Raw genomic sequence first — 23,770 nt, forward strand, 5'->3', positions numbered from 1 at the left:
AGTGCGAGGTCATCTAGTGGTCAAAGTGCACAACTGTTTGTTGATAAGTTCGCTCTGGTAGAGCAAACTTGCTGCATTGCAACAAAGACTAAGGCTATTCAATGACAACAGCAGAAGTACCTACCCCACCGAACCCAAATGAGTGTTGTGGTAATGGCTGTGAACCCTGTATTTGGGATATTTATCGTGAGGAATTGCGCAAATGGCAGGAGCAGCAAGCTAAGTTTGAAGGGGAAAGTAATTTGCCCAAGTGATAGAAGCTGGATGCTGATTCTATCATCGGTTTGAATCAAGATGTTTATTTTATGGGTTGATAAAATAGAGCGTACTGCTATTACAAGTGGTGCATTCACGGTGAAAATAATGGCTCTCTTTACGAATACGAGCTTTGCAATTCTCCTTATCACAAGCCACTTTAATAGCCGTATTAACCTCACAATCTAAGCATTTGAAATAATAATTTTTGGCATACTGAATACTAAGGTTACTGCTATTACAATGTCGGCAGTAATGAATAAGAAGTATTATTAGAGACAGAAACTGGTTCTACAATACCAAATTTAGCCTTATAATCTACAGTAATAGGTCGATGTAAAGAACATAACTGGTGAGCAATATTTTCTAATGTTTCATATGAGACTAATCGAGCCGTATTACTGATAGTATCTATTAAGCCCATTTTTTCAATTTTTTGCAATAGATTGGTTTTAATTGTATCAGCTTTAATGACCTGACTTGTGTCGAACTTTTTAGAACGATCTACTCTTGAATTGGTAGACACTACTACAAATGAATGAAAGGTAGGTGACAAACGCACACCTAAACGTTTAGGCATGTCAATGAGAGCAAAAGCATCTTTTAAAACCGTAATATGCCTTTCGTTCTGCTCAATCGGTGAAGCCATGCCTTCATAAGTTTTTAAATAATTATTCCATTTTAAGAACTCGCCATAATCATTGATTTTCAGACCCGTATTAAAGTACTTAGTTTCTAATACAAATGTTATTAAACTACGACCTATTAACAAATGATCAATTTGAGCAATCCTGCCATTAATCTCTAAGCACAGGTCATGAATAACCACTGAATGCTTAGAATCTTTAAAAGCAAAATCAATTTGATAAGCAGCCTCTTGCTCACCTTTAATACCCGCTCGTACTAGATTGATTTCTTTTTCAATCGCCTTTTGCTGGTTAATAGTGAGATTGGGATACTGTGCAAGTCGCTCAAGTATTTGTAATGCTGCATTTTTATTGTCAGTATTTTTTATAATCATCGGCAGAATCCTTGAGCTGAGTCATTTAACAAACTTACTTTTAGCTAGTCGTCACTTTAAATAGTAGACGCTAGAAAATCAACCATCTTTATCTATAATAACTTAAGATGTTCTATTAAAGGCGTTGGCTAGCCAAAAGACTAAGTTTTTTAGCAACAAGTGATTGCAATCAATCCAGCCTTGTTGTAAGGCACACTCTATAATAGAAATACTATCTGACTTACATTCTGAGGGTTGCTTTTGCCAAAACAGCCAAGTATTGAATAAGGTTTTATCTTTATGAGTGGCTTTGAAGCAAATCTCTTTAAGCTGTTCCACTTTTAAAAGATCATTAGCTGTATTGGTGATGTACTGAAATAACTCTAAACGTGCTGGGTGTTGAATAGCTTGTGCCAACAAGGTTTCGACCATTCCTTCTGAACTATGATCAGGCATAATCCATAAACCAAAAGGAGTCAGGTCAGGATGCGAAAATAGTTCACCCACCCCCTTATCGGGCATTGCACCTGAAATGTCATAGCCAAAAGCTCCTATTATTTCGAGAATTTGTGTACGTCTTTTATGAAAACCTTTATTGGTACTGGCATAATCTGCATCTAGTACTACTGCTAGGTTTCCACCGAACTCTTTAAACTTTAATAAATTAGGTAGAGCTTTAAGTAAACCATCTATACCATCACCGTCAAACCCTAATGGTTTAGGTGGTGATAATTCAATATGCTGGAGTTCTGGATGCTTAGATAATAAATATCTAAAAAGCTCTTGGTCGCTCTTACCTTCAACTAATAAAATATCTCTATTCATTAGCCGCGCACCTCTAAGCCAGAATCAACAAATAGCTTTAATTGCTCCTCATCGAAGCTCACTGCTTGAATCTGCCCTAAATTAGAAGCTTTAGCACTGCGCCCCAGTGATAGTAGCTTACCTTCTACTTCAGTATTTTCTATAGCCACTTTACAGAAAGACTTAATAGTATCTTGGCTATGAGTAGTCGCAAAGATTTGAATATTTAGTTCTTGCGCTACTTTAAATAACTTAGTCCATACTTCTTCTTGAATAGAATAGTGCAAGCCATTCTCAAATTCATCTATTAATAAAAAACCATTTTGAGCCTTAAGAGCATGCAAAAACATTTGCAGCACTCTACTACTTCCCTCACCTAAACTTTTTAAAGATACGCCTCTAGCCTGCTCTTTTATCTTTACTATAGCTATCCGCTCAAATCGCTCAACCTTCGGATTTTGTACAAATACAATATTGACTATATTAGGCGTTATAATCTGCATCGCATCTTTTACGATTTTATCATCAAGATTTACTGATATATCATCCCACAATGAAGCAAGATAGCTCTCATTATATAGGTCTGTTATAACCAACTCACAAGGGTGTTCTTGCTCATAAGAAAACATACTAAGTTGTAACGTATCCTCAAGAATTTTACCCTCTTTACTAAATTGACTTAATCTCCAACTATTACATGTCAAATGAAAACCCTGCGTAAAATCTTTATTTGCAACTACTAATGCATTCTCTTCTAGTGCAGTACAATACCTATTATAAAATAACCCACTCAAATCACTTTTCTCATTAAACCCATCATTTCTATTTTTTAATAAATTATCAATAGCAAACCTTCTACCACGTTTGGCAAATAAATAGACAGCCTCTAATAAAGTACTTTTACCTACACTATTCTTACCCACAATTAAATTCACTTGCCCCAGTGAATCAATTTGTAGCTTGTCAAAACAGCGAAAATTTTGAATGTACAGGCTATCCAGCAACATAATAGCTATTCCTTTTACGTATCTTATACTCTGACTATACCATAGCACGCATACTTCAAAAGCAGCCTAGTGTGTACAATCACTAACGTGATTTTGAACTAGGCTTATTACCTGCTCGTGGCGGCAACCCCGTATGCTGAGTCAATATTGTCCCCTTCTGCGGCGTCTTACCCTTCGCACTATTCCCCTTTGCTGAAGTACTCGTCTGAGTACTCACTTTTTGCCCCGTTTTAGCTGGCTTAGATGGATTATTGCTGGCTGTGGGTACAGGCTGTTTAGCCTGCTCTCGTGCCTCTACCCGTTTTTGATGCGCTTTATCACTGTTCTTACGGCGATGCGACACATACTCTAATGCCTCCTCGCCCTTTTTATAGTGTGGAATCAATTGGTTTTCACCGTCACCTATCAATTCTTGGCGTCCCATATCGGCTATGGCTTTGCGTAATAACGGCCAATTTTTCGGGTCGTGCCAACGTAAAAACGCTTTGTGCAGTTTGCGCTGCTCCGGTGATTTAGCGGTATGTACCTTTTCGCTTTTGTACGTCACCTGATGTAAAGGGTTCTTTTCGGTGTAATACATCGTGGTCGCAGACGCCATCGGCGAGGGGTAAAACGCTTGCACTTGATCGGCACGAAACCCATTTTTCTTGAGCCACAGCGCTAGATTGAGCATATCCTCATCGGTCGTGCCGGGGTGTGCGGCGATAAAGTACGGGATTAAATATTGCTCTTTGCCCGCCTCTTTCGAGTACTTTTCAAACAGACGTTTAAAATCATCATAGGCTCCAATTCCCGGCTTCATCATTTTGGAAAGCGGTGCTTCCTCGGTGTGTTCGGGGGCAATTTTGAGATAGCCCCCCACATGATGGGTGACTAATTCTTTGACATATTCGGGGTCTTTAACCGCCAAGTCATAACGCAAGCCCGAACCAATCAGTACCTTCTTAATACCGGGTAAGGTACGCGCTTCACGATACAGTGCTTTGAGCTCGGCATGATCGGTATTGAGGTTGTGACAAATCCCCGGATAGACACAGCTAGGCTTACGGCATGAGGCTTCAATTTTGGGGTCTTTACACGCGAGGCGATACATATTCGCGGTAGGGCCGCCCAAATCCGAAATCACTCCGGTAAAGCCCGGAACTTTATCGCGGATTTCCTCCACTTCACGAATGATCGACTCGCGCGAACGGTTTTGAATAATGCGCCCCTCGTGTTCGGTAATCGAGCAAAAGGTACAGCCACCAAAGCAACCGCGCATAATATTCACCGAGAAACGAATCATCTCATACGCGGGAATTTTCGCTCCCTCATACGCCGGATGCGGCAAGCGGGCATAGGTCAAGCCAAACACATAATCCATTTCGGGTGTGGTCAATGGAATCGGCGGCGGATTAATCCATACATCTTGACTACCGTGTTTTTGTACTAAGGCTCTGGCATTGCCCGGATTAGTTTCGAGGTGTAAGACACGATTAGCGTGGGCGTAGAGGATTTTGTCTTTGCTCACCTTTTCAAAAGACGGCAAACGAATCACCGTCTTAGCGCGATCCAGTCGGGCGCGAGGATGGAACGTGAGTTTATGCTCGTCTGGACGCTTAGAGCGTGGGTCTTGGTACTCAAACCATTGCACATTGCGCTTTTCAATTTCGCACTCGTCCATGTCGGTGGTATTCAGATAGGGATTGATAATGCGATCAATTTTGCCCGGCTGATCGACACGGGTGGAGTCAATTTCCATCCACCCCTCAGGCGAACCACGACGAATAAACGCCGTGCCGCGCACATCGGTAATGTCGGCAATTTTTTCACCTTCAGCAATGCGGTGCGCTACTTCAACCACAGCACGTTCGGCATTGCCATAGAGCAATAAATCAGCGGCAGCATCGATTAAAATCGAGCGCCGTACTTGTTCTTGCCAATAGTCAAAATGAGCAATACGGCGTAATGAGGCTTCAATACCCCCTAAAATAATCGGCACATCAGGATAAGCTTCTTTGCAGCGTTGGGAGTACACAATCGAGGCACGATCAGGACGTTTACCGCCGATATTATTAGGCGTATAGGCATCATCCGAGCGAATTTTGCGATCCGCCGTGTAGCGATTGATCATCGAATCCATATTGCCCGCTGCCACACCAAAAAACAGGTTGGGCTTACCCAATGCCATGAATGCGTCTTTGGATTGCCAATCGGGTTGAGCAATAATTCCGACTCGAAAGCCTTGTGCCTCTAATACGCGCCCAATCACTGCCATACCAAAGGACGGATGATCGACATAGGCGTCGCCTGTGACAATAATAATATCGCAGGAGTCCCAGCCGAGTTTATCCATTTCTTTGCGCGACATAGGCAGGTATTCAGCCGTGCCGTAGCATTCCGCCCAGTATTTTGGGAATTCAAACAAGGGCTTAGCAATAGGTGGTTGGAGTATGGTATGGCTTAAGGCAGACATGGTGTGAGTACAAAGCTAAAAAGGTGGCGTATTGTAGCAGGTTTTAGGGAAAGGGGTTGAAGGCATAGTTTCTGGCGGTGAATCATACAAAACTACAAAATTTTGCCATACAAATAGCTAACTCACGTTTAAATTGAATAGTATGTATCAATATTAAACAAGTAACTTCATGCGCTATGATCGAAAGATTATTTAAAGATATACCAGAGGGCAAATTAGCCGAATCTGATGACCAAGCTTTCTTGATTAGCTTAGGTTGGTCAAAAGGCACAACTTGGTGTGATTTGTTAAAGTCGAAGCGTGTACTCATTATCTCTGAAGCGGGAGCAGGTAAAACATACGAGTGTCGCACTCAGACAAAACTCTTGTGGAGTGAAGGGAAACCTGCATTTTTTATTGAATTAGCACAATTAGCATCGACAGATTTGATTAGCTTACTTGACTATGATGAAGAGCAGCGTTTCAATTTATGGCTAACCTCACAATCAGAAGAAGCTACGTTTTTCCTTGATTCTTATGACGAATTAAAGCTGAGTCGAGGATCATTTGAACAGGCTCTTAAACGTTTAAAAAAAGCAATTCATAGTCAGCTTCATCGAACTCGCATTGTAATCACTACTAGACCTATTCCTTTTGATGAGCAAGTAATTCGCGAAATATTGCCTGTTCCTTTCTTGCCTTCTAATGAAGATAAAGAACAAGCATTCGTAGCTATTGCTATGAATAATACACATCGCCATTACTCTGTCCAAAAAGACAATACAGCTCCCGATTGGCGCACCGTCGCACTAATGCCTCTATCCGATGAGCAAATTATAGAGTTTGCCAAAATTCAGGGCATTACAGAACCCTTAGCCTTACTAGCCGATTTGAAAAAACGGAATGCTCAAGAGTTTGCTCGTCGACCTCAAGACTTAATTGAATTATGTGCTGATTGGCATGAACATAAACGCATTCGTACTCATTATGAGCAAGTAGAGTCTAGTGTACGTTTGAAATTACAAGCCCGTGAAGATAGAGCTGAACCTGCCGAGTTATCTGTTGATAAAGCGGTAGAGGGGGCTAGTAGATTAGCATTAGCAATGTTAGTCACCCGTCAATTGACTATTCGACATAATCCAAATGTGGATATTATTGAGCAAGAAGCGGCTCTTAATCCAAACGTTATATTATCGGACTGGCAGCCCAATGAACGAAAGGCTCTACTTGAAAGATCATTATTTGGCTTCGTCTCTTATGGAAGAGTACGTTTTCAGCATCGATCAGTGTTTGAATACCTAGCAGCTAAACGACTTAAAACACTTTTTGAATCTGGCAAAATGTCCGCGCGTGCTCTCCAAAGACTTTTATTTATCAATACAAGAGGCAAAACTATTGTACGCCCCTCGATGCGTCCTGTAGCTGGTTGGCTGGCTCTTTTCAATGATAGAATTTTTGAAAAATTACGCGACCATGAACCAGCAGTACTGCTAAATGAAGGTGATCCTGAGTCACTAACTCAACATCAACGTAATCAGGGTTTACATGCTTATGTACAGCGCTATGGTCTAGGTGGCTGGCGTGACTTAAAAACTCCAGCTATTCAGATTCAACGTTTTGCATCTCCAGAATTAGCGCATGAAATTAATCAACTTTGGGGTTTAGGAATAGAAAATTTTGAGATGCGAAAAACCCTACTTGCGCTTATTGAAGCAGGTCGTATTGTTGACTGTGCCAATATAGCACAAGAGTTAAGCTGTAATACTGAAGCTGGAGATTATGAAAGAATACAAGCGCTTAATGCACTAATCGCATTGGATGACCCGTTAGTCCAAACTATAGCCTCTGATATTACAATAGCATCAACCGTATGGCCGCACGATCTTGCACGAAGCGCTATTCTTTGTCTTTTCCCTCAGAACCTTTCAGTAGAGCAACTGTGTAAAACCCTAAGCTGGGTGGGCGAAACCAAACGTACCATTGGTGGATTGAGTTGGACATTATCTAGACTTATTCTAGATTTCAAATTTGATCAAACCAATTTAGAGAGTCTTAGGGATGGTCTTATAGATCTAGTTTCTACTGATCTTCACTGGGAAAACACATGGGAATCCTTTAAATCGGCTAGACCTTATCTAAGTAATGCTTTAGCTGCTACTTGTCTACAAGGATTGGAGTTAGAAATAAGTGAAAAATGGTTATTTGCTAGTCTTTTAGCATTACACATAAAAAATCGTGATTACTATGGTGATGATAATCCCAAGAAAGGGCTACAAGAAAAATTAAAAAATTTGAATGCTAAAGATAATGCTTTGTTTTTTTGGGTAGAAGATTCGCTTCTACAAAAATATCACCCTACCACTGATCCATGGAAACGTCTTGTTCACATCACACGCTACAATGGGTTTGTTGAGCTTCATATAGAACGTGATTTAGCTTGGATAAAAGAAAATCTTAGAGATCAATCACGCATTCATGCTGATAGAGCATTGCTTTTAGAAGCAGCACTTTACCTGATAAGCCCCACAAAAAACCGTCATGAGCAATTAGCTGAACTTAAACTTTTAATTCAGGATAAACAGATACTCATTACAGAAATTGATAAAAATTTGCAGCCTAGAAAACCTACAGACTGGGAAATAAAAGCAGCTAAAGAGAAAGAGCAACAAAAGATAAAAGAAGCAGAAAATCGAGCTGGCTGGATTCAGTTCAGACATGAAATCATCAACGATACAGATAATGCTTTTTCACAAGAACAAGGTTTGAGTACTGCTTGGAATCTGTGGCAGGTCATGAGTTGTGGTGGTGAAAATAACGGAGTATCAGTATGGAATCGCCCCTTTATTGAAGACCAATTCAATATAGCAATCGCTGATAAATTGCGTATAGCTCTAATGAAAGCATGGCGCAAAGAGAAGCCAACCCTACCTAGCGAAAGACCTGAAAATGAACGTAATATTGTTAATTGGCAATTTGGACTTGCTGCCATTTATGCAGAAGCTGAAGACCCTAGCTGGGCAACTAAGCTAACTACACAAGAAGCAGAACTTGCAGCAAAATATGCTCCTGTAGAATTAAATCGTCTACCCTATTGGTTGGAGTCACTGGTTATAAGTCACCCAAATGCAGTAGATAATACACTTGGTAGAGAGTTAAGTTGGGAGCTGGGTCAAAATACTGAAGCTAGTGCTTATTCAATGCTGTTGCAGAAAATTAGTCATACTGCTGAACCAGTTATAAGGCTTTTTATACCCCGAATAACTAATTGGTTAGATGCTAATAAAGCTGCTCCAAGTAATACCACTAAGTTACTCCGATACGCTGAACGGCTCAAACAAGTTACAAACGTACTTCTACAATATGGTAATCAAGAGATTCATCAGTACCTGCTAGGTATAGCACTAGAACAACTCAGCAACTCATTACCTGATGAACTTATTTTGGTTTGGCTACCTGTAGTGATGCAGCTTGAAACTGAAGCTGGAGTTTCCTATTTAGAACAGAAGCTACACACTATTCAACCTAGTAAATATAGCTTGGCTGTCCAATGGTTTGGTGAGTTATTTGGCGATAGGCATGATGCACTAAGTTTATCTGTACCCAACTTCACTCCTGATTTACTGCTTAGGCTTCTACGCCTTGCTTACTATCATGTGAAACGTGATGAAGATGATGTGCACGAAGGAACTTATACCCCTGATACCCGTGACCATGCTGAAACCGCACGTAATTCCCTTTTAACTACGTTGCTTAATGCAAGAGGTGAGGAAGGTTGGAAAGCAAAACTGGCTATGAGTGAAGACCCGCTTTTTGCTCACTTTAAAGATCGTATATTGGCCGTTGCTGAAGAAAATTGGGCACAAGAAATTGACTCAGAAATATTAACTGAAAACCAAGCTGTAGAGCTTGATAGAATTGGTGAGGCTCCACCCAGTACCAATGCTGCAATGTTTGCTCTTTTAAAAGATCGTCTATCTGATTTAGATGATTTGTTATTAAGCGACAAATCCCCTAAGGAGGCTTGGGCAGGTATTACGGAAGAAAGAGTAATGCGGCGCGAAATAGCAAGGGAACTCTGGCATGCCGCTAATAATCTCTACACTGTAGACCAAGAGGCAGTAACAGCCGATGAAAAAGAAACTGATATTCGCCTACGCTCTACTGTATCGAATTATGAGGCGATCATTGAGTTAAAACTTGCTGATGAGCGTCCAGCCCGTGATTTACGCGACACCATTTACAAACAATTGGTCAAGAAATATATGGCTGCAGAACATAGCCGATCAGGTTGTTTACTTATAACACTGGCAAAAAACCGTGAGTGGGAGCATCCTGACGTGACTGATAGAAAGCAACTTATTGGGTTGGAAGAACTAAAGATACTCCTTTGCAATGAGGCAAAACGTGTTGAGGAAATGTTGGTGGGTACAATTTCTTTAGTAGTGCATATATTAGATCTAAGGCCTAGGTTATCTAAAGAAAAATAGAAATATTTAAATAAAGATAAATACTACTTAAGCTGGATCAACCAACACGCATGAATCTTAGGATTACGCTCAAAGTCTAGGGGTAGGGATTGCTGATGATAATCAGTGACGTGATAGCGCTCGTTAATAATAGGATCGAGCTTAAAGCGGCGGAAATTATTCGAGAAAACCAAAATCCCCTTAGGGTTCAGTACCTTCATCGCTTGATTGATGAGCCAGACTTGATCGCGTTGCACATCAAAATCCGCTCGCATGCGTTTGGAATTACTAAAGGTGGGAGGATCAAGAAAAATAATATCATAGCGATGCGGACAGACAGGCAGCCACTCAGTCACATCGTCTTGAATAAAGCGGTAATTTTCAACGGGCAAATTATTAAGGCGAAAATTATCCTCTGCCCAATCTAAATAGGTAGCGGACATATCCACACTATCCACCCGTGCCGCGCCCCCTAGGGCTGCATGGACACTCACCGCTCCGGTATAACAAAACAGATTCAAGACCCGTTTGCCTTTAGCGTGTTGCTGCATCCACCAACGCATCGGGCGATGATCAAGAAATAAACCCGTATCTAAATAGTCAACCAAGTTCACCTTAAACTTAGCACCGTGCTCAAATACCGTTAAAGACTGCCCTGCACTGCCTAAACGCTGATATTGCTCTAAGCCCTTTTGCATCCGGCGCTGCTTAAGCACAATACGCTCAGGCGGCACATTCAGCACCTCAGGCAAAGTATTCATCACTAATTGTAAGCGGCGCTCGGCGACTTCTGGTTCGATAGTACTAGGGGCTGCATATTCCTGCACATGCAACCATTCGCCATAACGATCAATCGCTATGGCGTATTCCGGCATATCTGCATCATAAATCCGATAAGCATTGGTTTGCCCTGATTTAATAAACGGCTTGAGCTTACGTAGATTTTTTTGTAAGCGATTAGCTAAATCAGTGGCAATGGCTGTACTAGGTAATGATGCAGTTTCGGTCATGTATTAGACGCCTTGCACTAAGGCATCAGGTAAACCTAACGCTTGTTGCAATTGAGCCAAATAAGCTTTTTCTGCTTCATTAGCCTCACCTGCCACTAACTTAGACACCAAATACACTTCAATCGCGGCGGCTTTGTCATTATTGGCTAGTGCTGCAATCTCATCAACCGTAGTAGGTTTAGTCATTTCGGTGAGAATCAGATCATTGAGTTGTGCACCTAATTCATAAGCTTTTAATTGCTCACGAATAGTCGCTAGTTCAGCTTGATCTACATGACCATCGGCTTTAGCAGCGGCAATCATCACCTTTAATAAGGTTTCAGCATCTAAACGGGTAGCTTGCACTTCGTCTTGTACGGGCAATAAAGGAGGCTGAGCATCCGCTTGAGCGGTAGTACCGCCTAATTGACCAGACTGCCATTTTTGATACATCTGATAAGCCAAACCACCTAAGGCTGCCACACTTCCTACTTTTAAAGCCGTAGAGGTTGCACCACGACCACGCTTAGTACCTAGCAATAAGGCTAATACCCCCGCCGCCATTGCACCGCTTTTGAGTTTAGCCATAGGATCATTGCTATTGGTCACATTACTGATTTGCTCTTGCGCCATAGACTGACCTTTTTGCGCCATGTCTTTGCCAGTTTTTAGTAATTGATCAAATAAATTATTAATATCCATTATGTTTTCCTTTCGCTCTTGTAAAAGTGAGGTATGACTTAAACTAAACTATCACCCAATACTTTTATAAGCTTAGCTTGAAATAGCGGTAGCGTCATTAATACTCGTATTATGCGTAAGTAGTCATGCAAAAGTTATCGAGTATTCCTTCCGCAGTCGCTGTGAATACCTCCTTGTACGCTTCAAGGCGGCATCCCTGCCGCCAAGACTGCTCCAGAAATACTCGATAACTTTCACTCAGGTACTTAAGACTAAACTTTAAGCATTCAGTGCTTGGTTTTTCATAAACCACGCCGCAAGAGTACGCATCGCTACCCCATAAGCTGGGACAAAAATCAATAAACTCACTAATAGTTTCACCGCATAATCAACCGTAGCAATTTCAGGCCAATTCGCGGCCATAAATGCATCAGAGCTTTGATAAAAGGCAACTCCGAAAAAGACTAGGGTATCGACTAAGCCACCTATTACGGTAGAGACCGCAGGCGCTACCCACCAGCGTTGGGTGAAATGCTGGCGTACTAAACCAAACACTTTCACATCCAGTAATTGCCCTATCAGATAAGCTAGTAAACTCGCTAAAGCAATACGCCCTACAAAGCTATTAAAGGTCAATAAAGGCGCTAAGCCTTGAAACTCACCTTGATAAAAAATGACCGAAAACACATACGACACCACTAAAGCGGGCAACATGGCAAAGAAAATAATCTTACGCGCCACAGCGGCTCCATACAGACGCACCGTTAAATCCGTGGCTAAAAAGATTAAGGGGAAAGTAAATGCGCCCCATGTGGTGGTCACACTGCCAAAGCTTACGGGGATTTGGACTAGATAATTACTCGCGGCAATCACGAGCAGGTGAAACACCACTAAAAGTGCTAAAGGATTGCGACTAGGCGCGACGGAAGTATTCATGATCTAAACCTTTTTGTTAGTTGGGGGTGAGGGAACCCAATAGTGAGACGCTAGCACCTGGGCTGCGTCGGGCGGCGATTATACGGAAGAATCAAGGCGATGCAAGATTAAATTTATTCAGTATCGGCTGGGGGAATTTATGGCATAACTGAGTTAAACTAAATAGCACCCAGTGCACACTATATAAAGCGCTGCTGCCTTTAGCAGATACCTACCATTAGGACTATTAATCATTATGAAGTCACTGTTTGCCCAGTTAAATTTGAGTCTCATGTTGCTAACATCATCTGCTTTTGCAGCTAGCTCCCCAGAACAAGTAGTACAGGATTTTTACCAAGCACTTGCTCAGGGCGACTGCACTACTGCCTTGCAAATACGTCCCTCTTATAAGTACGAGCGTTGTCGTAGTATTAGCGCTGCCCAGCTCACTAACGCTAGCACTTTACAGATGACGGATAACAAAGCAGTAGTCCGGGCTTCCGGTCAACTCACCCTTAAAGGGCAAAATACACCTTTTGAGGGTTTGATTGCCTTAGACCATAACACTAACTTTTGGCAAATCACTGCTTTTGAAGACGCCCAAAAAATCAACCCTAATGACTTTATTGCTCAACATATGCCCCCTATTTCCGATCCTCATGTCACAGTTATAAATACCACTGCTATGGGAGCAGACTCAGTAGATCTTAATAACCCTAGCCCTACCCTTGAGCGTTTAATGCAAGCGTTTCCAACGCCCAATGACTTGGTTCTTCTAGTGGATATTAGTGAACAAAAAATGGCGCTCTTTCAAAGACAACAACTGATACGCGAATATCGTATTTCGGCTGCTACTAAAGGGGCAGGCAATCAAGCAGGGAGTGATCAAACCCCACTAGGTGTACATCGCATTGCAGAAAAGTTTGGCGATGGAGCACCCTTAGGCACGATTTTTAAGGCAAGACGTAACACCGGAACGAAAGCAGACATTATTACTCAACCTATTGATGTTCCAACCGATCATGTCACAACCCGTATTTTATGGTTGGACGGACTAGAGCCGGGGAAAAATAAGGGCGGCAACGTAGACTCTAAAAACCGCTTTATTTATATTCATGGCACACCCGAAGAGGGCTTAATCGGACGCCCTGCTTCCCACGGTTGCATTCGTATGTATAACGCCGAGGTCATCGAGCTTTATAACCTCTTACCTACGGGAACCTTAGTCTATATTGGTCTCTAAGTGCCGCTCAGTCCGAAGGAGTACTGAATCCTTCGGACACTCACTCACTTACTGCCGCTTACGGCGCGTCACTTTCACCTCAGAATACTCGTCCCCCATCGCTACACAAGCACTCTGCTCAGCCCAAAACGAGGTAGATGAACGATTAATCTGTTGATAATACTGCGGTGTCAATGCAGGACGCTCAGTAATATCGCCTTCATAGACTAAATTCATTAAAGACGCCGCCACACCCTGCACTAAGTAATCAATGGGGTGATCCGCCATACCAAACCAGCGCAAATAGCCCAATGATTCATAGGGATGCCACACGCGAATCACTAACTGCTCATCGGGGACTAGCTCACTAATGCGCCATACTCCCCAACCCAAGGTATTAATCACCGCAATAATGCCATGTAACCAATCCTCGCGGGTTTGTATCATGGGCATAATCTTCTGATCCCATGCCTCCGAACTCATAATCCCGCCCATCGTATTAAAGCCGCAGATATGCCCTGCTTCAATCAATAAGGTGCGTGATAAACTTAATCCTCTCAGATCAATGTATTGGCGATAATAAAATAACGCGGGATAGTCATAAACCAGTAAATCGGTAAGACTCGGACGCTGTGCTAGTGCTTGCGTGAGTTGCTGCTCAAAGCGAAACGAGACCAGATTGTAATAATCCGCATAATGGCGGGTAAGCTGCACCCCGAATGCAGGGATTAAACCGTATTGATTACCCGCAAAAGTGATTTGGCTGAGGGTTTGAATAATGGCATGTTCATCGACCGAGGACCTGACCTTACGCTCTGGCACTTCAGCACTCACGCCAACAGCACTCAAATAGGCAGTAGTACCACTTTCTAATTGAAATAAGTAGGCAAACTCCTCGCCCCCTAATTCAATTTCCATCGTGGTTTGTTTATGTTTGAGTGAGAGGGCTTCATTAGTCAGGCGTCCTTGTACAGCAAACCCAAAGGTCGCCATCAAAGTACCTATTACAAATCCCAGATCAAAATACTCTCCTGCAAAACGGCGCTTTTCAAAATTCAAAGCCAATGCTTGACCATAGTGCGAAGAGGCGGTGCTGAGTTTAAAGGCTGACTGTCCCTGAGCAGCTTTGAGTGTGGCTACTAAGGGCAATAGTCCAAACCCACAATAGGCATATAAGGCTTCGGCATAGGCAAGGCGTTCAGTGATATTCAGCTCTGGATGCATTAAGAAATGTTGTTTTAGCCCTAAGAAACTCACTTCAGCAGCAGCGTGAATTAAAATCGAACGGCTATCAATATGGCGGCAGTTTTCAATCGTCTGTTGTAGGGTGCGGTTATAGTGATTGCAATGAAATACCATCGGCTGCGCATCAATATCGCATACTCCGGTCGCCGAATGAGACTGTGGTTGGATACTCATCATCGTTTAACCTCAAAAATCAAGGAGGTAGCTAGGTTTGTAACATACAAACCCTAGCGAATTATAGCGTGCGATATTCAGATTATGAGGGGAAATTAGGAACAGTAGCGAGCTTGCTAAAGAGATAGCACTACAAGGTCAAAGCCTGACCTTGTAGTTTATTTCACTTAAAAATCAGTAGGTTAATTAGCGCCACAACATTTTTTATATTTTTTGCCACTTCCACAGGGGCAAGGATCATTACGCCCTACTTTGACAGTATTTACCATCGGTTTAAGTTTGGGGGCATGAGCAATCGCCCAATTGCGAATTTTCAGCACCGTAGGCTCAATTTGTACTGCCCACTCTTGCACCTCGGCATCACTCATCTGCTCTACTTTTGCATAGCCTTGGGGTGTACCAAAAATAGCAATGGGGGTGAGCATTTGTTGCATTTCAGGCGCTTCAATCAGAGGCGGTTGACCCAGCACAATACCGCGCATAAAGCCTTCACACCAACTATGCACATTAAGAATCTGCTCACCATTCTCATCAATAGTGCTCATAAAAGAGGCTTGGAATTTCTTGGTCTCTTTTAAATGCTGATGCGTTTGATTGAACAGTTTCATAATCAGTTCAACGAAAATAGTCAACTCGGCTTGACCAGGGAACTCAGGCATATAATCTTCCCCGCCCCAAATCGCCGCTAACCATTCGGTTGGCATAATCATCTTGGGCGCACAAGACACCGCAGCAAATAGACCATCTAAACCCGCGACTTCTTGAATAGAGTATTCATGCCCGTAGTAATCTAGATGCTGTTGCAGACGATCAAACAGATCATCATTAGCAATATCATCTGGCACAGGGGCTTGTGACGGAGGCTCTAGCCCCTCATCGTCTTGATTCAACCATTTATTAGGGTTTTCACGCGGCTTAGTGCGCTCGGTGCGTAACCCTAATTCAATTTCCACATCCTCAAAATCACCGACTATGGCAATCGCTACTTTGTTGTCTTCGTAGGCTTTATTAATGACTACGAGGGATTCCAGCGCTTTTAAATCCAGTAGTGCACTGACTAGAAACGCATTGAGCTCTGGTGTTTCGGCTGTTTGTTGCGCTAATAGAGTGGTTAACTGTTCAACAATCGTGGCACGCAACTCAGGATGATCATGCCCCACTAAGGGTAGGATCTCGACCGCTAGGCTCCGTAAAAACTCATCGCGCTCTGGGTCTTGAATATAGGCTAAGGTCGGTGCTAGGGCGCGTTCTCCAGCGGCGGCTACGACATCAGGTAGCTCATCTAATGCCCAATCATGATCTTGATAGAGTTCGAGTGCGGTGAGTAACTCGGTAATATCGACAGGGGTATTTAAGGATTTTAAGGCTCGCCATGCGTAGAGGGTGACGAACCAAGTGGATTCTTGGTTATTTAGCTCATCGGAGTAAAGCAGCAAATCTAGCAGTGTGGGTGCATCTGCTTGAGTGAGCCTTAGGGCAGAAAAATCGGTGTTACGCTGAGTGGGGTCTGGTTGACCAAAACGACTCAAGGTATTGATTAGTGTATTTTTGTCCATGCGTGGTATTAGCCCCAGCCAAATTAAAAGCACCAAGCATAATACCGTACCCCTAGTACGTCTACTTTAACCTACACGGTGGGCGTGAGCCTGAGCCTAGGTGAGGTTAAGAGAGTCAGGAGATTAGGTTTGAGTTTGTTGGGGGAAATTTATAACATGGCTATGCCCTTTGGTCAGTCATGGAAGCCCTTATGTCAGAAGAAGCCTTGCGGAGAATTCAGGAAGAGAAAAAAGAACGTACTGGAAAATTAGATCTGATTAATTGTGATTTAGCTGAAATACCCCAAGAAATAGGCGAACTACTATGGCTGGAAACATTAAATATTAGTTTTAATCGTAATCTCTATGACTTACTACCATTAAAAAGCCTCTCTCAATTACAAAAACTATATTGCTTTGACACATCAGTAAGTGACCTAACACCTATTCAATGCCTCTCTCAATTACAAGAACTAGATTGCTCTAATACAAAAATCACTGACTTATCACCTATTCAATACCTCTCACAATTAAAAACACTACATTGCTCTAATAATGATATTAGGGATTTAACCCCTATACAAAACCTCTCTCAATTACAAGCACTATACTGCTATAGCACTAAAATCACTGACTTATCACCTATTCAATACCTCTCACAATTAAAAACACTACATTGCTCTAATAATGATATTAGGGATTTAACCCCTATACAAAACCTCTCTCAATTACAAGCACTATACTGCTCTAATAATGACATTAGGGATTTTACTCCTATAAAAAACCTCACGGAACTAAAACTATTTTCTTGCTATAGCACTCAAGTAACAGATTTAAGTGTATTGAAAAATCTAGATCAATTAGCTTATTTGAATATATCTGAAACATCTATTTGTGACCTAAGGCATATTACCCACCTGCTAAAAGAGGATATAACTCTATGCTATAATGCATGTGCAAACTATGAAAAATTAATTAATGTTTCTAACTGTCCCTTAATTACTCCCCCTGTTGAGTTTGCTAAGGAAGGACGTGAATCGGTTTTAGAATACTTTGAGCAAATCGAAACGAATGCACAAAATCTCAATGAGCTAAAAATAATATTCTTAGGTGAAGGCGCAGCAGGTAAAACCTCACTCATCAAACGTATTCGCCAAGAATCCTTTGATCCCAAAGAAAGCCAAACTCACGGCATCAGAATTCAAAAAACCACCTTTCAATTAGAAGATGAAAACATTAACGCTCATCTATGGGATTTTGGTGGTCAAGAAGTCATGCACGCCACCCATCAATTTTTCCTGTCCCAGCGCTGCATCTATGTCCTAGTGCTCGATAGCCGCAAAGATGAAAAAGCCGAATACTGGCTCAAACACGCCAATAGTTTTGGTGGCAACTCTCCGGTATTAATCGTACTCAATAAAATGGATGAAAATCCCTCTTTTGAAGTCAATCGTAAAGTACTCAATGAAAAATATTCCCAAATCAAAGGCTATTTTAAATTATCCTGCAAAAACGATGAAGGCATTACTGAATTTATAAGCGCACTCAAAGACCAAATGAGCCAAGCCCCTGCACGGCGTACTCCCTTTCCAAGTACTTGGCTTGCGGTCAAAGAACACTTTACAAATATGCAGCAGGACTATATTGACTCCTGTGAATATCAAAGTATTTGCCTACAGCATGGTGTAGATAAGCCCTTTAGCCAGTCGGTATTATTACAATTTCTGCATGATCTAGGTTTAGTCATTAATTTTCGTAATTTAAAAGCTTTTGATACTCAAATACTTAACCCTATTTGGCTCACTAATGGCGTTTATCGTATTATTAACTCTAAACACATTGTAGAGCATAAGGGCATAGTGTGCGAAAGCGAGTTGGATAGCATTATTAATGATGCGTGCTATCAAGCAGGCAATACTAGCGACCAGCATTTTCATTATCCCAAAGCAAAATTACTCTATATTATTAGAGTCATGCAGGAATTTGAATTATGTTTTCCTTTAAATCAGCAAACTTACGTTATACCTCAACTATTACCAATTAATGAGCCTGATTCTAATTTTACAGGGTCTATTATTCATTTTACGGTCGAGTTTCCTGAGTTATTGCCCGATAGTATTTTCCCGCGCCTCATGGTTAAACTGCACGATTTTATCAAAGGCGATTTACGCTGGCGCACAGGGATGGTGTTATACAAACCAATTATTTTCAAAGCTCAAGCACGAGTGCGTATCGACCGTGAAGAGAAACGGATTAACATTGATGCGTATGGAGCAGAACCACGCCGCTTACTAAGCTTTATTCGTGAAACTTTAAAAGACATTATTAATGACTTCACTGATTTACCTTTTGAAGAACAAGTCCCTATTCCAAATAGTAATATACTTTGGAGCTACTCTGAGTTAGTTGATCTGGAAGCTATGGGCGATGAAGAGTTTAGTGTAGGTAAATTAAAAAAACGTTTTTCTATTGCTGATCTACTAGATGGGATTGAAGAGCCACAAATGCGCGATCAAGTCGCTCAAACGCCCGTGACTGCTTTTGTTTCTTATGCTCATAAAGATGCTAAGCATTTAGGTAATATGCTCTCCGCTTTTTCTCCTCTAGTACGTTTAAACAAACTAAAACTATGGGCAGATATTCACATCGATGCAGGGGTTGAATGGGAACCTAAAATCATGCAGCAATTAAACGAGGCTGATATTGTGCTGTGCTTAGTGAGTGCGGATTTTATTAACTCCGATTTTTGCTATAAACGGGAGTTTGAACAAGCCTTAGAAGCTCATAAGGCGGGCACTAAAATAGTGGTTCCCATTCGCTTACGCACTTGTAGCTATCAAGATTTAGCATTGTCAACCTTACAAGGGATACCAAAAAACTGGATTACTTCGAGTGCCAATGAGGATGAAGCATGGACAGAAGCAGCAGATATGTTAAGAATCGTGATTGAAACTACTCAACAACGCTTGAAAAAACGCACTGATTCCGCTTTTTAATGCAAGGCTGCCTTTACAGACAGCCTTAATCTAACTAAGCATGCAAAACAAAAGGCTAATTTTTACTATAAAACACTATTTTTCAGCACTAGGCTGATAAATGTGAATCATCTTGCTTCACTTTTTTGGCTTTTTTAGCCTTCTTGTCTTTCTTATCCTTATCGCCCGTTTTTTTATCTTTCTTAGCTTCTTTCTTGTCTTTGTGCTTTTTATCTTTGTCTTTCTTATCTTTTTTAGCCTTTTTATCTTTCTTATCCTTATCACCCTTAGATTTAACCTTATCCTGCTTAGCCTTCACTTCGATAGCATCAGTACTATCTTGTACCTCAACCACGGTTACTGTCTCACTCAACACGGTAGCTACTACGGGTTCAGACTCAACCACTTCAGGCACAACTACTTTCGGTTTTACCGTTCTAGGTTTTTTGGGTGCAGGTTTAGGGGCTGTCTCTGCACTCGTCTCCGCTGAGGCTTCCGCACTGGGCTTTTTAGAGCGTGAATTGGTTTTGGGTTTAGCGGGTGCTTTATTGGCGGTTTTAGTGGCTCTGGGTTTAGCAGGTACTTTAGATGGGGTCGCCTTTGCAGGCTCTGACGCTGTTGGTGCTACGACCTCGGACTCTGTAACTTCAGGTGTGGTTGTGTCTGTAGGAGCTTCAGCTTGCTCAGAAACAGTCTCATCAGAGGCAGCATTAGATGCTTGCTCAACTGCTTCAGCATTGTTTGAGGTAGTTTCACTAACAGCCACTGGCTCAGGATTTTCTACAGTACCTACTGCTTCACTGTTTGGCTCCTCAACGGCGACTTGTTGTGCTGTAGCTTTAGTACGCTTAGATTTAGCCTTAGGCTCGGCTTCACCACTGACTAGACGCTTAGCATCTTCAATCATGATCAAGGCGGTATTAGCGCCAATCCCCGGCACTGCCTGCAATTGCTCAGGAGTCGCTTGAGCGAGTTGCTCTAGGGTACTGATTCCATGCGCTTCTAAGCGAGTCGCTACCGCGCTACCTACGTATTTCACATCAGTCATTTTCTTATTCATTGCGTTTACCCTATCTGGTATTGTTTTATTGAGTATTTTGTTAATCTCCTAGCGGATTTTAAAGGACACTAACAAATGAATTTAAACTGGGTCGATTGTGATGATAGCACTCACGGCGCAGCTATTTTAGAGCTGTTTAATCATGCCATTTTGCACTCCACCGCCTTATATGATTACAAGCCGCGCTCTCGTGAGCAAATAACCCAATGGTTTCAGTTAAAAGCCGCCCAACATTTTCCGGTAATTGGCTTAGTTACACCTGAAGGTCAATTGGCGGGTTTTGCTTCTTATGGGGCTTTTCGTGCCTTTCCTGCCTATCAGTACACGGTTGAGCACGCGATTTATGTCCATTCTGATTATAGTCGTAGAGGGATAGGCACACAGTTGCTTACACGACTGATGGCTAAAGCAAGGGAGCAAAACTATCACACAATGATAGGCGTGATTGATTCACAAAATGCGGTCAGTATTGCATTACATCAAAAGCTCGGCTTTGAGGAGAAAGGTGTGCTGCATGAGGTTGGGTATAAGTTTGGGCGCTGGCTCGATGTGGTGCTGTATCAAAAGATTTTGAGTACACCGGAACATCCTACTGAAGGTTGATTTTTATTCTTGTGGTATCAGCTTTAAATGCCGTATTCTTTTGTCATACACTCTGATGAGAATCAATCATTATGGCTACTGCAATACTCAGTGTGCGGGTCAGCGAGGCTGAACGCCAGTTATTAGAAATAGCGGCTAAATATACTCATACCACTCTCAGCGACTTTATGCGGCGTAAAGCATTAGAATCTGCCGAAATGGAAATCATGAATCGAACAGTGGTCGAAATACCTGATCAGGATTGGCAAGCCTTTGAGTCATGGCTTAATACCCCCCCCCAACGGATTCCGGCTTTGCAGCGCTTGGCTAAAGTGAAACCTATATGGGAATAAGCAAACCACGCCCTTTAGCAGAACACGATAATCGTTTTGACTTTGATTGTGGACGAGCTTCTCTTAATGAATGGTTTCAACGCCATGCATGGAAAAATCATAAGGCGAACATATCCCGCGTTAATGTGATGTGTGATACCGAAAACGGCAAAATTGCGGCTTATATTGCACTTTTAGCCGCAGAAATACGCCGCGAATTTTTGCCTAAAGCTCAGCAGCGTAATAAACCTGAAGCCATTCCAGTGATTTTATTAGGTCAACTGGCTGTCGATATGGATTATCAAGGTCAAGGTTTAGCTCAGTCCTTACTAATTTTTGCCTTTAAAACGGTAGTACACATTGCAGAAGTAGCCGGATGTTATGGGTTAATTACTCATCCATTGGATGATTCAGTACGAGCCTTTTACCAACATTATGGTTTTCAGGACATTCCCTATGATCCCGAACGCGCTATGATCGTGCGCGTTGCAGATTTACGAGTCAGTGGTTTTGAATTGCACTAGGCAGGTTAGGACTCCACCTGCCACAACTCCAAGCGACTCAATGCATCACAGCACAATACCTGCCCCTTAATCGTGCCCAGTGCTTGCGCTTGTAACGCTACCACTTGCCAAGCCTCTTCATAGGGCGCTGGGATAGGATAAGGCGCGGGCAACTCCCAAGCATTCGCCGCTTGAAACCCAAAGCGTCCATAATAATCAGGATCACCAAACACAAAAACCAAATCTGCACCTTGTTGGGCTAAACGTTCTAGCCCCGCTTTGACCAACCGACTTCCTATACCACTACTTTGATGAGTAGGCAAAACACCCAAAGGCGCTAAAATAAACGCCTTAGCCTGAGCTTGTCCGCTAATCAGTGCCTGCGAAAACACTACTTGCCCCACCACTTGATCTTGCTCTAGTGCCACTAAACTTAATAAGGGTTGGGCACTAGCATCTTGCTGAAAATTAAGCAATAATTGTTGGATCTGTCCCGCTTCAGCATTAAATGCTTGCTGATGTAACCTCTCAATTCCTGTTTGATGCTGTACCAACGTCTCTTCGATTACCATTGAACTATCCTCACTTGCTGCTAGGTCACTACTCTGATCCATACTATACTAGCGCCGTTTTGGTACGATCATGTCAAGTACTCTAGCTATATAGATGCTAATCAGAGTACTCTGATAATAAATCAGAATTAAAAGGTGTTCATGGTGAAAGATTTAGCTGCTTTGGAATCGCAGCGCCGAGTAAAACGCGCCGATCAAATTGTTGAGGCGGTAAAACGTTGGATTGTGGTGAAAGATATTCAGCCGGGTGAGCGCTTACCTAATGAAAAAGCTTTAATAGAATTATTTGAGTGCTCCAAAGGAACGGTACGTGAGGCCCTTAAATCACTAGAAGTGCAAGGGCTAATTACGGTTAAAACCGGTCCTAATGGTGGCGCTGTACTCGCTCAAGTCCCTTATCCCCTAGCCTCGCAAATGCTACGCAACTATTTGCATTTTCATGCTTTTGAAGGCACGGATATATATCAATTACGCCGCTTAGTGGAGCCTGAAATTGCCCGCTCGGTGATTGGGCACTTGACCGAGGACGATTATCTAGAACTAGAGCGTTTGACTGAGTTGTGTACCGACTCGCCTATGCAAAGCATCGAGCAACATCTAGAGCATCGTATTGCTGAATTAGACTTTCATAACCTCCTTGCGGAGCGCTGCCGCAATCCAGTACTGGCTTTTATTGGGCGTTTTTTGAATGATTTGATTAAGGATTTAATTATTTACAACCGCATGGAGCCTCCCGGACAACAAGAGTTTTTTAAATCTAATCTGTACTATCACCGTGAATTAATTAAAGCTTTTAAAGCTCACGATGCCCAAGCTGTCGAAACGCTGATGCGTGATCATATGTGTAGTGCCCACGATTTTAGTCTAGAAGTACAAACCCAATTATCACGTCAACAACTGCTCTCACCCCAATCTTAAAATAGAAGCTAACTTAAGATTGGGGTTAAGCTAGAGTTATAGTGACCACCAAAATATTTAATCATATTTATTATGATAAATAGTCTTGCCAGATCGCTCAG

The 23,770-nt window shown here is 42.2% G+C and carries 19 protein-coding genes; 8 read left to right on the forward strand and 11 right to left on the reverse strand.

Annotated features, from left to right (window positions below):
• Positions 1–101 precede the first annotated feature (101 nt).
• Positions 102–254 carry an oxidoreductase-like domain-containing protein gene (locus IPL34_RS15270; protein ID WP_296842311.1) on the forward strand — a complete coding sequence of 51 codons (153 nt, stop codon included), beginning with the start codon at positions 102–104 and terminating at the stop codon, positions 252–254.
• 239 nt (positions 255–493) lie between these two features.
• Here the strand turns inward: IPL34_RS15270 and IPL34_RS15275 are convergent, their stop codons facing one another.
• The 4 genes from IPL34_RS15275 to IPL34_RS15290 all read right to left on the reverse strand — a co-directional run bounded on the left by IPL34_RS15275 (position 494) and on the right by IPL34_RS15290 (position 5,521).
• A complete protein-coding gene (locus IPL34_RS15275; RefSeq protein WP_296842312.1) occupies positions 494–1,276 on the reverse strand; it encodes a nuclease-related domain-containing protein in 783 nt (260 codons plus the stop codon).
• Between the two features lie 102 nt (positions 1,277–1,378).
• Positions 1,379–2,080 carry a DUF3226 domain-containing protein gene (locus tag IPL34_RS15280; RefSeq protein WP_296842313.1) on the reverse strand — a complete coding sequence of 234 codons (702 nt, stop codon included), beginning with the start codon at positions 2,078–2,080 and terminating at the stop codon, positions 1,379–1,381.
• Positions 2,080–3,066 (reverse strand): AAA family ATPase, encoded by a 987-nt coding sequence (locus tag IPL34_RS15285; protein ID WP_296842314.1) that lies wholly within the window; start codon positions 3,064–3,066, stop codon positions 2,080–2,082. Before IPL34_RS15285 ends, IPL34_RS15280 begins: the two co-directional genes overlap by 1 nt.
• 82 nt (positions 3,067–3,148) lie before the next feature.
• Positions 3,149–5,521 (reverse strand): YgiQ family radical SAM protein, encoded by a 2,373-nt coding sequence (locus IPL34_RS15290; RefSeq protein WP_296842315.1) that lies wholly within the window; start codon positions 5,519–5,521, stop codon positions 3,149–3,151.
• Between the two features lie 176 nt (positions 5,522–5,697).
• Here IPL34_RS15290 and IPL34_RS15295 point away from each other — a divergent pair, with 176 nt between their 5' ends.
• On the forward strand, positions 5,698–9,987 hold the full coding sequence (locus IPL34_RS15295) for a hypothetical protein (RefSeq protein WP_296842316.1): 4,290 nt from the start codon (positions 5,698–5,700) through the stop codon (positions 9,985–9,987).
• 23 nt (positions 9,988–10,010) lie between these two features.
• Here IPL34_RS15295 and rlmKL read toward each other — a convergent pair whose 3' ends face one another.
• The 3 genes from rlmKL to IPL34_RS15310 all read right to left on the reverse strand — a co-directional run bounded on the left by rlmKL (position 10,011) and on the right by IPL34_RS15310 (position 12,572).
• Positions 10,011–10,976: a bifunctional 23S rRNA (guanine(2069)-N(7))-methyltransferase RlmK/23S rRNA (guanine(2445)-N(2))-methyltransferase RlmL gene (gene rlmKL, locus IPL34_RS15300; protein ID WP_296842317.1), complete on the reverse strand. Its 966-nt coding sequence runs from the start codon at positions 10,974–10,976 to the stop codon at positions 10,011–10,013.
• Between the two features lie 3 nt (positions 10,977–10,979).
• Positions 10,980–11,657: a tellurite resistance TerB family protein gene (locus tag IPL34_RS15305; RefSeq protein WP_296842318.1), complete on the reverse strand. Its 678-nt coding sequence runs from the start codon at positions 11,655–11,657 to the stop codon at positions 10,980–10,982.
• Positions 11,658–11,915: 258 nt separating this feature from the next.
• Positions 11,916–12,572: a 7-cyano-7-deazaguanine/7-aminomethyl-7-deazaguanine transporter gene (locus IPL34_RS15310; protein ID WP_296842319.1), complete on the reverse strand. Its 657-nt coding sequence runs from the start codon at positions 12,570–12,572 to the stop codon at positions 11,916–11,918.
• A gap of 271 nt (positions 12,573–12,843) precedes the next feature.
• Between IPL34_RS15310 and IPL34_RS15315 the strand changes: the two genes are divergently transcribed.
• Positions 12,844–13,794: a L,D-transpeptidase gene (locus IPL34_RS15315; protein ID WP_296842320.1), complete on the forward strand. Its 951-nt coding sequence runs from the start codon at positions 12,844–12,846 to the stop codon at positions 13,792–13,794.
• A gap of 48 nt (positions 13,795–13,842) precedes the next feature.
• Here IPL34_RS15315 and IPL34_RS15320 read toward each other — a convergent pair whose 3' ends face one another.
• A complete protein-coding gene (locus tag IPL34_RS15320) occupies positions 13,843–15,195 on the reverse strand; it encodes a hypothetical protein (RefSeq protein ID WP_296842321.1) in 1,353 nt (450 codons plus the stop codon).
• A 179-nt stretch (positions 15,196–15,374) separates the two neighbouring features.
• Positions 15,375–16,748 (reverse strand): UPF0149 family protein, encoded by a 1,374-nt coding sequence (locus IPL34_RS15325; protein WP_296842322.1) that lies wholly within the window; start codon positions 16,746–16,748, stop codon positions 15,375–15,377.
• Between the two features lie 191 nt (positions 16,749–16,939).
• Between IPL34_RS15325 and IPL34_RS15330 the strand changes: the two genes are divergently transcribed.
• Complete coding sequence (locus IPL34_RS15330; RefSeq protein WP_296842323.1) at positions 16,940–19,723, forward strand: COR domain-containing protein; 2,784 nt, start codon at positions 16,940–16,942, stop codon at positions 19,721–19,723.
• Positions 19,724–19,811: 88 nt separating this feature from the next.
• Here IPL34_RS15330 and IPL34_RS15335 read toward each other — a convergent pair whose 3' ends face one another.
• Positions 19,812–20,762, reverse strand: a complete 951-nt coding sequence (locus tag IPL34_RS15335; RefSeq protein WP_296842324.1) for a helix-hairpin-helix domain-containing protein — start codon at positions 20,760–20,762, stop codon at positions 19,812–19,814.
• A gap of 75 nt (positions 20,763–20,837) precedes the next feature.
• On the opposite strand from IPL34_RS15335, the gene IPL34_RS15340 reads away from it, so the two are divergent.
• The 3 genes from IPL34_RS15340 to IPL34_RS15350 all read left to right on the forward strand — a co-directional run bounded on the left by IPL34_RS15340 (position 20,838) and on the right by IPL34_RS15350 (position 22,200).
• Entirely contained in the window at positions 20,838–21,365 is a 528-nt protein-coding gene (locus tag IPL34_RS15340) for a GNAT family N-acetyltransferase (RefSeq protein ID WP_296842325.1), read from the forward strand.
• A gap of 71 nt (positions 21,366–21,436) precedes the next feature.
• Entirely contained in the window at positions 21,437–21,697 is a 261-nt protein-coding gene (locus tag IPL34_RS15345) for a DUF1778 domain-containing protein (RefSeq protein WP_296842326.1), read from the forward strand.
• Entirely contained in the window at positions 21,688–22,200 is a 513-nt protein-coding gene (locus IPL34_RS15350) for a GNAT family N-acetyltransferase (RefSeq protein WP_296842327.1), read from the forward strand. Before IPL34_RS15345 ends, IPL34_RS15350 begins: the two co-directional genes overlap by 10 nt.
• Positions 22,201–22,205: 5 nt before the next feature.
• On the opposite strand, the gene IPL34_RS15355 is transcribed toward IPL34_RS15350, so the two are convergent.
• On the reverse strand, positions 22,206–22,751 hold the full coding sequence (locus IPL34_RS15355; RefSeq protein ID WP_296842328.1) for a GNAT family N-acetyltransferase: 546 nt from the start codon (positions 22,749–22,751) through the stop codon (positions 22,206–22,208).
• 141 nt (positions 22,752–22,892) lie between these two features.
• Between IPL34_RS15355 and IPL34_RS15360 the strand changes: the two genes are divergently transcribed.
• Positions 22,893–23,669, forward strand: a complete 777-nt coding sequence (locus IPL34_RS15360; RefSeq protein ID WP_296842329.1) for an FCD domain-containing protein — start codon at positions 22,893–22,895, stop codon at positions 23,667–23,669.
• Positions 23,670–23,770: the final 101 nt, after the last annotated feature.

Source organism: Thiofilum sp. (assembly GCF_016711335.1).
In the GTDB taxonomy this organism is placed as follows: domain Bacteria; phylum Pseudomonadota; class Gammaproteobacteria; order Thiotrichales; family Thiotrichaceae; genus Thiofilum.